This window comes from Streptomyces sp. NPDC057702 (assembly GCF_042799315.1).
GTDB lineage: Bacteria > Actinomycetota > Actinomycetes > Streptomycetales > Streptomycetaceae > Streptomyces.
Window position 1 is genome coordinate 132,625 of record NZ_JBHVJC010000019.1, and the last position, 13,313, is coordinate 145,937.

The following is a 13,313-nucleotide window of genomic DNA, read 5'->3' on the forward strand; positions in this document are numbered from 1 at the left end:
GGGGGTGGGGGTTGGGGGGGGGTCCGGGGGGGGGCGGGGTTTGGGCGGGGGGGGGGGGGGGGGGGGGGGGGGGGGGGTGCGGGGGGGGGGGGGGGGGCCGGGTTTTGGGGCCCCAGCCGCACCACCCGCACGCCGTGGGCGAGCCCGATCACTCCCCCGAGCCGGCGCGCGGGGCGCTCGCCCGGCGCCTCGGGCGCCTGCGGGGGGCGTACGCGGACACGGCGTCCGCCGACACCGCGCCCGCCGCCCGCACCGCGTCCGGTGGCGACGTGGACACAGCGGCTTCCGTCGGTGCGGCGGCTTCGCCCCACGCCCCGCTCTCCCTCGACGCGGCGGCTCCGCCCCAGGCGGAGCCGACGGGTTCGCCGGACGCGGCGCGGTTGCCCGCCGGGCGTGACGGGTCGCGGGGTTCGCGCGCGCGGCCCGAGGTCGCGGGGCCCGGCGCGCCGGCGGGTGCCACCGAACTGGCGGGTTCCGCCGCGTTGGTGGGAGCCGTGGGCACGGTCGCGGCGCACGGCACGTCGGGGGCGGGTCCGGGGGCGCCCGAAGCGACGGGGGCGGAGGCGTACGAGGTGGCGGAGGCGTACCGGGCGTACGAGGCGGTGACGGCCGAGGCGGCGCGGTCGCGCGGGACGAACGAGGCGTACGGGGCGGCGGCGGGGCGGCCGTTGGTAGCCGGCGCGCGAGGAGAGGCCACGGGCGCCGTGACCGTGGGCGCCCCGGCGGCGGGCCCGCCCGCGGCGGGCGCGGCGGCCGGGGGGATCGCGGCGGTCCCCTCCCCCGCGACGGAGCCCGTCGGCGGCGGGACCGGTCTCGCGGCGGCCGGCGCGTCCGCGCCCGGCGACGAACCGGGCGGCGCACTCCTGGTCCCCGGCACCCGGGACGACACGCTCCCGGGCGACAGGTCGCCCCAGCCCCATCCGCACCAGGCCCACCCGGGCCAACCCCACTCACCCCACGCACACCCACACCAGGCCCACCCGGCTCAGGCCCGCGCGGGCGGCGCCGTGGGGCGCGCACCCGTCGGGGGCGACACGGACCGGGGCCCCTTCGGCGGCGAACCGGGCGACGGCCCGGCCAGTGGCGGCCCGGGTCGCGTGCCCCCGGGCGGCGAACCCGCTCGCGTACGCGCGGACGACGCGCCATGGCGTACGCCCGCGGGCGGCGGCGCGGGGGTGCCGGCGGAGTGTGTCGCTCCGGTGGCCGGCACCGGGCCCCGGGGGCGGGCGGTCGGGTCGGCGGATCCGCTCGCCGGGCGGGCTCGGCTCGCGGCCCCGACGGTGGCCCGGCCCGCCGTCGAGCACGCCGTACGGGCCTTGGCGGACGACGCGGCGACGGGGTTGCCCTGGCTGTGGGCCAAGGCGGTCCGCGAGGTGGCGCAGGGTGCGGCGCGGGGGTTGCCGGAGGCGTTGGACGAGGTGGTGGCGGAGATCGGGGACCGCGCGGTGAACGCGCCCGGCCGAGGCGGGTCGCTCGTCCGCCGGCCACGTTGGTGGGCCGCCGCGACGCTGGCCCAGCGGGTGTGCCTGGCGGCCCAACTGGTCGGCCTGCTCTGGCTGGTGGCCGTCCTCGCGGGGCTGGTCGGCGGATCGTGGTGGGTGCCGACGGCGTTGCTGGTCAGCGGCTGGGTCGTCGGCTCCGCGATGGCCCGGCTGTGCGCGTGGGCCGCGCGCGGCCCGGCCCGGCAGCACGGAGAGGAGGCCGAGCGGCGGCTACGGGAGGCGGTGGCGGACTGCGGGCGCGAACGCGTCCTGGAGGCCGTGTTGGCCGAGCTGGCGCGCTACCGGCAGGTGCGCGAGCGATACGTCGTCGCCTCCGGCGGCGCGTAGGTCCCGGCCGGCGGACGGGTGTCACGTTCCCACCGACCGCCCCCGCGCACCGGGCTCCCCCACGGCCCGGCGGTGGCGGTGGGCCGCGCCGACGCCGGCCGGCCACCACCGGGTTCGCCGTACCCCCCCGGGCCCGCCCGTGCCCGGTTCCGCCAGCGGCCCACCCGCTCCGCGACCGGCCCGGGGCCGCCGCCCGCCCGGCCCTTCCGGAGGGGCACCGGGGCCGGCGCCGCGCAACCCCCGCGGCGCCGGCCCCGGTCAGGGAGACGGTCGGCCACCGATCGGGCGCGGGCGGGTGAACCGGGCGCTCAGCTGCCCGACCTGGGGTCGGGGGCCTGGAGCCGGTGGCCTGGGGTCACAGGTGCGGAGTGATCAGGGCGACCACCCGCGCCTTGTTCGCGGGACCGATCCAGGTTCCGACGATCTCGCCCCCCTTGAACACATGGAGCGTGGGGATCTGGTTGACGCCGTACTTCTCGGTCGTCTTCGGGCTCTCGTCGATGTCGAGCCGGGCGACGGTCAGCCGGCCGGAGTACTCCTTCGCCACATCGGCCAGCACCGGGTCGAGCGCCCGGCACACGTCGGACCACTCCGCGCGGAAGACGGCCAGCACCGGCCCGGCCCCCTTGACCACCTTCGTCTCGAAGTCCGCGTCGGTCACGTCGATGACGGTGCCTGCCATAGATCAGTCCTTTCACAGGAGCGAGAGGAGAGAGGTACGGCCTGGCGGACAGCGCGCGTCGGCGTCGGTGACCCCTGGGCATCCGTCCGCAGGCGGCGCGGGCGACCCCGCTCCGCCCCGGAGGGACGTGCCCGTCATGACCGCGAACCTCCCCCTTCGCGACGTCCGGTCGCGGCGCCACACCGCCGCGACCGGAGGCTGCCCACAGCGGCCGAAACCGAGTGAATCCGCTACCCACGCGACCTGATCCCGTCGCCATCCGGCCGAGGGTTCCCCCTTGCGCTTCCCGGCGGTTTCCCGGCCCCGCCCCGGCACCGCACAGGCGTACGAGCCTGTCGGCGGGCGGCCTCGGGCGACAGGTCGTTGGGGCGTCCGAGGAGCCTGGGACAGCGGGGACGCGCGGGGCCCGGGGGTCACCGGCCCCGACGGTGATCGCTGACGGTTCGACGGCGGCCAGGGCGTTCCGGCGCTTCCGGCCCCACGCCAGACCCGTCGCGCGGGCAGGTACCGGCTCCGCGCGCCCACGCCCGCCGCCCGGACAGCCCGCAACCGCGCGCGGGGCGTCACGCGTCTGGCGTGAGACGGTGATGGCGGCGCGGTCCCGGACCGGTGGGTGCGGGGCGGTCGGTCGCGGGCGTGGATGTGGGCCCGGCGCTCGGGTGGCGGCGGGTGCGACGAGCGGAGGGAGCCGGGGTGTTGGACGAGTTGGTTCTGGCGGGTGGGAGTGCCGTGGTGGGGGCGATGGCCACCGAGGGATGGCAGGTCGCCCGCTCCGGTGTGGCCAGGCTGTTCCGGCGCGGCGGTGACGACGAGGCGGCCGGTATCGAGCGGCAGTTGGACGGCGACGCGGAGCGGGTCGCGCGGGCCGAGGACGCCGAGCGCGTACGGGCGCGGCTGCTCACGCTGTGGGCGGAGGAGCTGGAGACGCTGATCCGCCGGCATCCGGAGTTGGCGGCGGAACTGGAGGCGCTGGTCCGGGAGATCGGGGCGGCCACGCCACGGGCCGAGCGGTCGGTCACCCAGCACAACCACGTCTCGGGCAACGGCCACCAGTACAACGTCATCCACGGCGACATGACCGTCCACACCACGGCCCCCGGGGAGCGGCCGGCGGGGGCGGCCGATGGGGCCTGAGGGCCCTCGACAGGTCTTCCACGTCGAGAGCGGTCACGTCTACGGCGTCATCGGCGCCGATCTGCACGTCTACCGGGACCGGGGGCCCGTCTACCTGCTGGGGCGGCACCGTGCGCGGGCGATGCCGCCGGAGCGGGTTCCGCCGTCCCAGCCCAGCCGGCTGCTCAACGCGCGTGACGAGGTCGTCGCGTTCACCGGCCGGCAGCGGGAGTTGGCGCGGCTGGCCGACTGGCGTGACGGGGCGGGCGCGCGGCTGGCCCTGACCTGGTTGCACGGCCCGGGTGGGCAGGGCAAGTCGCGGCTGGCCGCCGAGTTCGCCACGCGGAGCGCGGCGGCGGGCTGGAAGGTGGTCACGGCCACCCACGGGCCGGGCACGGTCGTGGCCACGCCCGGCGGCGAGGACCTGCGCGTGGGCGAGGCGCCCGGCCTGCTGCTGGTCGTGGACTACGCCGACCGGTGGCCGGTCACCCATCTCGTCCTGCTGCTCGGCAACCAACTGCTGCACCGGTCGGTGCCCACCCGCGTGTTGCTGCTGGCGCGCGGGGTGACGTCGTGGCCGGCGCTGTGCGGGGCGCTGGAGCGGGCGTCCCTGTGGGCGCAGACGGCCGATCTGCCACTCGGCCCACTCGACGCGCCGAACGACGCGTGGGCCGACACGCGGACGGAGGCCGGCGCACGCGCGGACGCCGGCGCGCTGACGCAGGCCGGGGCGGGAGTCGGGACGGGAGACGGGGTGGACGTCGGCGTGCGGGCCGAGATGTTCCGTACGGCCCGGGACGGCTTCGCCGCGCACTACGGGGTCGATCCGACCGCCGTCGCCCCGCCCGACTACCTGGGGCGGCCCGAGTTCGGCCTCGCGCTGGCCCTGCACATGGCCGCCCTGGTGGCCGTCGACGCGCACGCGCGCGGCGGCGGGTTGCCGCACGGGCTGCCGGAACTGTCCGCGTACCTGCTGCGCCGCGAGCGGGAGCACTGGAACCGGCTGTACGAGAACCGGGTGGAGGGCCTGGAGTACGCGACGCCCACCGACCGCATGCGACAGGTGGTGTTCACCGCCGCGCTGACCGGCGCGACCGGGCACGGGGCGGGCACCGCCGCACTGCGCCGGCTGGGCCTGGACGACGCGCACCGACTGCTCGCCGACCACGCCACCTGCTACCCCTCGCCCGGGGGCGAGACCGTGCTGGAACCGCTCTACCCCGACCGGCTGGCCGAGGACTTCCTCGCGCTGAGCCTGCCGGGGCACGGCGTCACCGGGTACGACAGCTCACCCTGGGCGGCCGAGACCGCGCGGCTCCTGTTGGCCCGCGACGAGCGGGGCGCGCCGCCCCCGTACGCCGCCCGCGCGGTGACCTTCCTGGCCTCGGCGGCGGCACCGCACCGCTGGCCGCACGTGACCGCCGGGCTCGCGGGCATGCTCCGGGCCGACCCGGCGCTGGCCGTGGACGCGGGCGGGGCCGCGCTGAGCGCGCTGGCCGAACTCGACCTGGACCGGGACCTGTTGGAGGCCATCGACGGACACCTGCCGGAGCTGGGGCAGCTCGACCTGGACTCGGGGATCGCGCCCTTCGCCGAGCGGCTGGGCGCGCTGCGGCTGGCCGCCAGCCGCACTCCCCTGGAGCGGGCGCGGCTGCGGCAGGACCTGGGCTTCCGGCAGTGGCGGGCCGGGCGGGTGGACGCGGCGCTGGCCGCGACCCGACAGGCGGTGGCGGAGTTCCGGCTCACCGCGCGCCAGACGGAGTTGGCGGCGGCGCTGGCGCAGGCCAGCGAGTACGCGGGGCGGGCTCGCGACCTGCCGGGGAGCCGGGCCGCGGCGGAGGAGGCCGTCGAGATCTACCGCCGGCTGGCCCTCAGCGACCCGGTCACCCACGAACCCGGGCTCGCCGTGTCGCTGTCCCACCTCGGCCAGGGGCTGATCACGGCGCAGCGCGGGCAGGAGGCGTCGCGCGCGATGGACCGCGCGACGGAGATCTTCCAGCGGCTGGTCGAGGCCGACCCGGCGGCGTACGAGCCGGGGCTCGCGACGGTGCTGGCCGGCCAGGGCGCGCTGATGTGGAGCCACCGCCGCTGGGACGCGGCGCGGGAGGCCACCGAGCGGGCGGCGGCCCTGTTCCGCCGCCTGGTCGAGACGGCCGCCGAACGGGCCGACGACGTGCCCCACGGGAGCCTCCCGCGCGACGTCCGCACCGACGCCGGTCTGCCGGCCGGCACGCGGCCAGCGGACGGCGCGCCCCGGGCCGCCACCCCGGCGGGCGGCACACCCCACGATGACCCGACCCCGACCCCGACCCCGACCCCGACCCTGACCCCGACCGACGGCCCGGCCGGTCACACCCCTCGAAGCGGCCCGCCCCGGACCGCCGGGCCGACCGGCGGCGTACCTCCGGGCGATCCGCCCCACGACGAGCCGCCCCCGGGCGAGGAGCCGGCCGGCCTCGGCCCGCGACGTGGTTCGCCGCCCGGTGGGCCCGGGCTGGGTCGGGCGGTGACGGTGGACGAGAGCGACCTCGCGCTGGTGTTGAGCAACCTGGGGGTCATGTACTGGGGGGCGCGCGACCGTGCGCGGGCGTTCGCCGCGTGCCGGGAGGCGGTGGACATCTACCGGCGGGCGGCACGGGCCAACCCGGCCGTCTACGAGCCCGAGCTCAGCCGAGTCCTGGACAACCTGCGCAACTTCCACTTCCGCGCCGAACAGTGGCGCGAGGGGCTGGCCGTGGCCGACGAGGCGGCCGGCCTCGCCCGCCAGCGCGCGGCGCGCGACCCGGCGGCCCAGGCGCGGCTGGCCCGGCTGCTCGTGCAGTGCGCGCGGGCCCGCGCGCGATCGGGCCTCGACGTGCCCCGGGCGCTACGCGAGGTGGACGAGGCCGTCGCCCGCTACGAGCACCTGACCGCGATCGCCCCCGACCTCGCGGACCGGTTGCGGGACGCCCGCGCGGCGCGGGAGACGGTGCGCGACCGGCTCCAGGGCATCCCGCCCGAACCGGCGCGTGACTGGACGGCCGAGGAGCACTGGGTCACCCTGCTGGGTCAGGACGAGATCTGGCAGGACGCCCAGGACCACCGCTACCTGCTCGACTCGATGACGCCCCGCTACTGCCGCAACGTCGAGCGGTTCATCCTGGGGCAGGCCGGCGCCGTCTACCGAATGCTGGTGCGTACGCTGCGCGTGGCGCCGGACACCCTGGGCCGGGGGCCACAGGAGAGCGCCGAGCAGTGGCTGCGCCGGCAACCGCTCCTGGTGGCCCTACGTCGGCGCGCCGACGGCCAGCCCGCCCGGCCGCCGGTGTGCCACTGCGGCTACCCCACCGACCCGCCCTGGCGGCACGACCACTGCTACCCCGGCATCATCGTGGACTGACCCGCCCCAGTCCGGCCTGGCACGGGCCGCCCCGGCACGGACCCACCCCGCCTGGGCCCACCCGGCCCGGCACGGGCCGTCCCGACCCGGACCCGCCCCACCTGGGCCCACCCGGCCCAACCCGGTCCGAAGAATCCCAACCCAGCCCAGCCCGAGCCAGCGCGGCCGGCCACCGGTGGCGGGGCGCCGTGTTCGCCAGGTGACGCCGATCGCGTCGCGGGGGTAGCGGGCGGGCCACGTCCGCGCTTTTCTGGAACTCCCGTGGAACGCGGACCTCCCCGCCCGCGCCCCGCCGGGCCACAGGGCGTCGCCGTGCGCGCGGCGCGCCCCGTGCCCGCCTCCGGCCCCGCCGCGCACGGAGCCGGCACACCACCCCGGGCCAGGCGCTCGCGTGCGAGCCCCCCGCACCCCCGTCGCCCACCCGGCCCCCGCCGGCACATCCACACCCACGCCACCACCACACCCCACTCACAGCCACACCCCCCACCCACACCCACACCCGTGCCCGGAGCCGCACGAGCGGTGGTCACGGCACCCGCAGCACAGCCGGAGGACGAGGAGGAGCGAGCGATGCGACACGGTGACATTGCGTCGAGCCCGGACACGGTCGGCGTCGCGGTCGTCAACTACCCGATGCCCCGCCTGCACACCCGCGAGGAGGTACGGGCCAACGCCCGCGCGATCGCCGATCTCGTGCTGGGCGTCAAGAGCGGACTGCCCGGCCTGGATCTGGTGGTCTTCCCGGAGTACTCGACCCAGGGGATCATGTACGACCACGCGGAGATGCTGGCCACGGCGGCGACCGTGCCCGGCGAGGAGACCGACGTCTTCGCCGCCGCCTGTCGCGAGGCGGGCGTGTGGGGCGTGTTCTCGCTGGCGGGCGAGCGCCACGAGGACCATCCGCACAAGCCGCCGTACAACACGCTGGTACTCGTCAACGACCGGGGCGAGATCGTGCAGAAGTACCGCAAGATCATTCCCTGGTGTCCCGTCGAGCCCTGGTACCCGGGCGAGACCACCTACGTCTCGGACGGGCCCAAGGGCCTCAAGGTCTCGCTGATCATCTGCGACGACGGCAACTACCCGGAGGTCTGGCGGGACTGCGCCATGAAGGGCGCCGAACTCGTCGTGCGCTGCCAGGGGTACATGTACCCGGCCAAGGATCAACAGGTGCTGATGTCCAAGGCGATGGCCTGGGCCAACAACTGCTACGTCGCGGTGGCCAACGCGGCCGGGTTCGACGGCGTGTACTCCTACTTCGGGCACTCCGCGCTCATCGGCTTCGACGGCCGCACCCTGGGCGAGACCGGCGAGGAACCGTACGGCATCCAGTACGCGCAGCTCTCGGTGTCGGCCATCCGCGACGCGCGGACCTACGACCAGTCCCAGAACCACCTGTTCAAGCTCCTCCACCGGGGCTACACCGGCACCGAGGCGGCCGGCGAGGGGCCGTCCGGCGTGGCGGAGTGCCCCTTCGACTTCTACCGGCTGTGGGCCACCGACCCGCGCAAGGCCGCCGAGCACGCGGAGGCGGTCACCCGCGCCACCGCCACGCCGCCGGTCTCCGGCGGCGGCACCTCCTAGCCCGCCGCGCCCCGCCCTCGCCGACGCCGCCGGGCTGCCGGTCGACGCGGGGGCGGGCGGCGGCGCGGGGGCCGGGCGCGGGGCGCGATCGCGCCGCCGCGTCCGGCCCGTGGCGGTGGTGGTCTACCAGCGCCTGGTCTCGCCGACGAAGTCCGGCACCTCGATCGCGGTGCCCCGCCGGCGCGCCTCGCCCAGGACGTGGTGACCGACGGCGAGGTCGAGGATGCCCAGGCCGAACGGGGAGAAGACGGTCGGCTTGGCCGGGTCGAGCGTGACGCGGCCCCGGAGGAGCGCGCCCAGGGTGCCGGTGACGAAGTCCCGCCCGCCGGTGAGCTGTTCGGCCAGGTGGGGCGAGGTCTGGGCCTTGAGGCAGTGGTCGACGTCGTCCACGATGTTGTTGCCGCGCAGCAGCACCTCGGGGGCGATGTCGCGTAGGGAGATGTTCAACAGCACCTGTCCCGGGCGCAGTGGGGTGTCGGCGGGCACGTACGGGGTGGCCGCGGTGGTGGCGAAGACGACCAGGTCGCGGTCGAGCGCGTCGTCCAGGGTGCCGATGCCCACGGGGACACCGAAGCGCTTCGTGGCGTGCTCGCCGAGGTGCCCGGCGCTGGCGGCGTCGAGGTCGTGGACGAGCACGTCGGCCACCCGTACGCCGCCCGCGTGCAGGTAGTCGAGGATGGTACGGGCGATGACGCCGGCGCCGACGACCGCGAGCCGTACCGGTTCCTCGGAGGTGACCAGGTGGGTGGCGGCGACGGCGGCCGAGGCGGCGGTACGGACGGCGCTGATGGTCGCGGCCTCCAGGCAGGCCAGCGGGTAGCCGGTGGCGTAGTCGTTGAGCAGCAGCGTGGCCGAGGCCCGTGGCCGGCCCTCCCTGACGTTGTCGGGGAAGCTGGCGATCCACTTCATGCCGATGGTGTCCACGGCGCCGCCCAGGTAGGAGGGCAGGGCGATGACCCGGGCGTTGGGCTTGTCGGGGAAGCGCAGGAAGTAGCTGTCGGGATTGACCGAGAGGCCCTGCTCGTGGGCGACGTAGGTGTCGGCGACGATGCGCAGGACGTCCTGGTGCGCGCCGGCCAGGACAGTGGAGACGGCCGCGCCGGGCACGACGTAGAAGTGCGACATGAACTCTTCCTTCCGCGGTGGGGGACGTTCGGACGGGGAGTCGCTGTGTGCGCTGGGGGGTGGGGGCGGCGGGCGGTCAGCGTCTGGGCGCGCACCACTCCAGGACGGCCATCGCCGCGTACATCTTGTTCTCGGCCTGGTCGAAGGCCAGGCTGTGCGGGCCGTCGAGCACCTCGGCGGTGACGTCCTCGCCCCGGTGGGCCGGCAGGTCGTGCAGGAAGACCGCGTCCGGGCTCGCCTCCCAGAGCGCGGACGTGACCTGGAACGGCGCGAAGACCTCGCGCCAGCCGGTGTCGGGCTTGGTCGTCCCCGTCGTCCGCCAGCGGGTGGTGTAGAGGACGTCGGCGTCTCTGGGCGGATCGGTCATGGTGTGCACCTCGCGCACGTGGGCGCCGCTGGCCTTCGCGTACTCCCCCGCCCGGCGCAGCGTGCGCGCGTCGAGGCCGTAGCCGGGTGGCGTGCGCAGCTCCAGCCGGACACCCGGGTAGCGGCTGAGCGTCAGCGCGAGAGCGGCGGCCGAGTTGTTGCCCTCCCCGACGTAGCAGACGCGCAGGCCCTCGACGCGGCCGAAGTGGACGAGCAGCGTGGTCAGGTCGGCGACGGCCTGGGTGGGGTGCTCGTCGGCGGTCATCGCGTTGATCACCGCCATCCGGTGCTGCCGGGTGAACGCCCGCAGCCCGCCCGGGTCCCCCGCCGTACGCACCACCAGCAGGTCCAGCATCCGCGAGAGCACCTCGGCGGTGTCCGCCAGCGTCTCGCCGGTGTTGGTCTGGAGGTCGCCGGGGCCGAAGGAGACGAGCCGCGCGCCCAGCCGCAGGGCGGCGGACGAGAAGGACGTACGGGTACGGGTGGAGGTCTTGAGGAAGAGCACGCCCGCGACCAGGCCCGCCAGTTGGTCGCCGGAGCGGACGGAGGCGCGGGAGAACTCGGCGCCCCGCTCGACCAGGGCGCGCAGCTCGGCGTCGGTCAGGTCCGTGGTGGAGATCAGGTGTCGCACCGGAGCGTTGGTCACTGTCCGCCTTTCGCCACGCGGCAGGTGGGTGGTTCGGCCCGTGCACTCGCATCGCGCTGTCCGGTGCCCCCGCCGCGTACGGGCCAGCCGTCGGCGCCGGGATCGCGGGCCGGCTCCGGGCCGGTGGCCGGCCCCGGCCGACGTCGGGTCGGCGCCGGGGACCGGTCGGCGGTGGCACTACGGACCGGGTCCGGTCGGGGTACGCGCTCAGCCGGCGCGCCGCCCGGGTGCCCCGGTCATGGGGGACTCTGCCACGCTCCGGGAGCGTCCGCCACACCCCCTCCCGCGCCGGGGGTGGCACTCCGGGAGCACGCCACCACCGCCGCTCAACGCCCCGCGCTCGACGGCGTCCGGGCCGGTGACCAGCGCGGTCGGCCGGGCCCGCGTGGCCGGTTGTCCCACTCCGTCGTGGATCGCGGCCGGGGCCACCGTTCTCGGGCGTGCCCACCCTGTTCAGGATCGCGCCCCGGGGGCCCCACCCGAGCGCCTCACGGCCTCGCTCGTCCGCGAGCTCACCCCGGCCCGACCCGGCCCGTCATGCCTCCGCGTACATGACGCCATAGCACAACTGGCCTTGGACGCGATACGGGATGGGTCATAGCGTCGACGGTGTTCGCAAGGGGAGTTCGCAGCCAGGAGGAACAGCCGTGGTCGAGGGTGATCTGAAATCCGCTGACGCGTATCGCGCAAGCGCGAGAAAGGGGTGGCGGGGCGGGAGTTCGGGCGCCGTCGTGATGAGGTTGCTCGCCGTGTCCCTGGCCGCCGCCGCTGTCGGTGTCTACGCCGTGGACGGGGCGGACGCGCACGCCAGCGCGCCGGACAGGAACCGGGTCGAGGTCATCGACATCAAGCTGGACAACGAGCAGTACGCGGACACCGACCTGGGCCCGAAGGGCCCGAGCCTGGGCGACATGAACGCGTACTCCGGTTCCGCCCTCAGGGACGGACGGCGGGTCGGGCTGGGTGCCGGGTCGTGTCAGGTCGTCCACGTCGACGGCGGCAAGGTCACGAACCAGTGCGTGATCACCATCGAACTCGACGACGGCTCACTGACCATGCAGTCCCTCGCGGCCAAGGGAGCGAGCACGCTGGACATGGCCATCACCGGCGGCACGGGCGACTACGACGACGCGCGTGGCACGGCCCACTACCAGGACATCGCGACCCCGAACGAGACGGTCCAACTGCGCGTCTCCCACCGGTAGGCAGCGCCGGCCGGCCCCCGACACTCGTGCGCGACGGCCGCTCGCGCACGGCCGGTGGGCGGTACGTCACCCCCACACGGCCCGCGACCCGTCCGGGGCCGCCCCGCGAGCGGCGGCCGTCGGGGTTGGCCCCGGCAGCCCGGGCCACCCGGGCCACCCGGGCCACCCGGGCCACCCGGGCCACCGGTCAGCGTGGCGTCGTGGGCACCGGCAGGGCATCAGCCTGGCGGTGGGGGGCGGGCGCGCGTACGGCCTGCTCCACCCAGCGGTGGAAGTCCAGGAGGACGTGTTCGTGGGGTGGGTAGACGGCCTCGTAGAACGCGGAGCGCGCGCCCAGTTGGCAGCGTTCGGCGGCCTCGAAGTCCTGGCGGTTGGCGATGTCGAGCAGCGCGACGGCGTCGGCCACGCGCCCGGCCGGGTCGGCCGTGGCGGTGGCGTTGGCGGTGGCCGTCGGGTGGAACAGCCACTCGGCGACCACGCGGGTCCGGTCCACGGCCAGCGGTTCGAGCCGGAGCCACACCACGTGGTCGGGCAGCAGGACCAGCACCGCGTTCGGCCACAGGTTGACCGCGTTGAACTGGTGGGCCGCCTCGCCCACCAGGCCGGGCAACGACGGGGCGGCGGCGCGGCCGGAGAGCGAGAAGCCCTCCATCCCGTCGGCGAGGTCGGCGCCGCGCCGGCCGCTGACGGTGCCGTAACCCGATCGGAAGGAGGGCAGGGCGGCGGTGAGTTCGGGGTGCAGGGTGGCGCAGTGGTAGCACTCGCTGAAGTTCTCCACGATCAGCTTCCAGTTGGCCCGCACGTCGTAGACGATCTCGGTGACCGGGCGCAGCGCGTCGATCCCGTAGCCGGCCAGCGCGTCGACGGCGCCGAAGCGATCGAGGAGCTGGGGCCCCATCTGCTCGGCGAGAGACGGTGGTTGGGCGCCGAAGCGTAACCAGACGTAGCCCAGCCACTCGGTGGCCGCGACGGCGTGCAGCCCACGGTCGTGGGTGACCGGCGGCGGGAGGTCGCGCATCTGCGGGGCCGCCGTCAACGTGCCGTCGAGCCCGTAGGTCCAGCCGTGGTACGCGCAGCGGATCGAGCGGCCCAGATGGCCCCGTTCGTCCCGGCACAGCCGCGCCCCGCGATGCCGGCACACGTTGATCAGCCCGCGCACGCCCCGGTCCGCGTCCCGGACGACGAGCACGCTCTCGCCGCCGACGTCCACGCGGGCGAAGTCACCCGGCTCGGGCACGGCGTCCGCCCGCCCGACACACACCCAACGTCCCCGGAACACGCGCTCGCGTTCCCGGTCGAACAACTCCGGATCGGTGTAGCGGTCACCGAGCCAGGAAGACAGCATGACGTCATCTCCTCCACTTCGTGTGCGGGTTCCGCCGCA

General features: G+C 76.1%; 9 protein-coding genes. 5 read left to right on the forward strand and 4 right to left on the reverse strand.

Annotated features, from left to right (window positions below):
* Positions 1-134: 134 nt before the first annotated feature.
* A complete protein-coding gene (locus ACFVFR_RS16810; protein WP_383702117.1) occupies positions 135-1,829 on the forward strand; it encodes a hypothetical protein in 1,695 nt (564 codons plus the stop codon).
* Between the two features lie 355 nt (positions 1,830-2,184).
* On the opposite strand, the gene ACFVFR_RS16815 is transcribed toward ACFVFR_RS16810, so the two are convergent.
* Positions 2,185-2,511 carry a thioredoxin family protein gene (locus ACFVFR_RS16815; protein ID WP_383702119.1) on the reverse strand — a complete coding sequence of 109 codons (327 nt, stop codon included), beginning with the start codon at positions 2,509-2,511 and terminating at the stop codon, positions 2,185-2,187.
* A gap of 696 nt (positions 2,512-3,207) precedes the next feature.
* Here ACFVFR_RS16815 and ACFVFR_RS16820 point away from each other — a divergent pair.
* The 3 genes from ACFVFR_RS16820 (at position 3,208) to ACFVFR_RS16830 (ending at position 8,587) form a co-directional block, all read left to right on the forward strand.
* On the forward strand, positions 3,208-3,645 hold the full coding sequence (locus ACFVFR_RS16820; protein WP_383702121.1) for a hypothetical protein: 438 nt from the start codon (positions 3,208-3,210) through the stop codon (positions 3,643-3,645).
* Entirely contained in the window at positions 3,635-7,003 is a 3,369-nt protein-coding gene (locus tag ACFVFR_RS16825; protein ID WP_383702123.1) for a hypothetical protein, read from the forward strand. Before ACFVFR_RS16820 ends, ACFVFR_RS16825 begins: the two co-directional genes overlap by 11 nt.
* Positions 7,004-7,573: 570 nt before the next feature.
* Positions 7,574-8,587, forward strand: coding sequence for an aliphatic amidase (locus tag ACFVFR_RS16830; RefSeq protein WP_383702125.1), 1,014 nt, complete (start codon positions 7,574-7,576; stop codon positions 8,585-8,587).
* A gap of 123 nt (positions 8,588-8,710) precedes the next feature.
* On the opposite strand, the gene sbnB is transcribed toward ACFVFR_RS16830, so the two are convergent.
* Both sbnB and ACFVFR_RS16840 read right to left on the reverse strand, forming a co-directional pair.
* Entirely contained in the window at positions 8,711-9,712 is a 1,002-nt protein-coding gene (sbnB, locus tag ACFVFR_RS16835; RefSeq protein ID WP_383702127.1) for a 2,3-diaminopropionate biosynthesis protein SbnB, read from the reverse strand.
* Positions 9,713-9,788: 76 nt separating this feature from the next.
* Positions 9,789-10,724, reverse strand: a complete 936-nt coding sequence (locus ACFVFR_RS16840) for an ornithine carbamoyltransferase (protein ID WP_383702129.1) — start codon at positions 10,722-10,724, stop codon at positions 9,789-9,791.
* A gap of 749 nt (positions 10,725-11,473) precedes the next feature.
* Here ACFVFR_RS16840 and ACFVFR_RS16845 point away from each other — a divergent pair.
* Positions 11,474-11,929 carry a hypothetical protein gene (locus tag ACFVFR_RS16845; RefSeq protein ID WP_383702131.1) on the forward strand — a complete coding sequence of 152 codons (456 nt, stop codon included), beginning with the start codon at positions 11,474-11,476 and terminating at the stop codon, positions 11,927-11,929.
* Between the two features lie 187 nt (positions 11,930-12,116).
* Here the strand turns inward: ACFVFR_RS16845 and ACFVFR_RS16850 are convergent, their stop codons facing one another.
* Positions 12,117-13,274, reverse strand: coding sequence for an aromatic ring-hydroxylating dioxygenase subunit alpha (locus ACFVFR_RS16850; RefSeq protein ID WP_383702133.1), 1,158 nt, complete (start codon positions 13,272-13,274; stop codon positions 12,117-12,119).
* Positions 13,275-13,313: the final 39 nt, after the last annotated feature.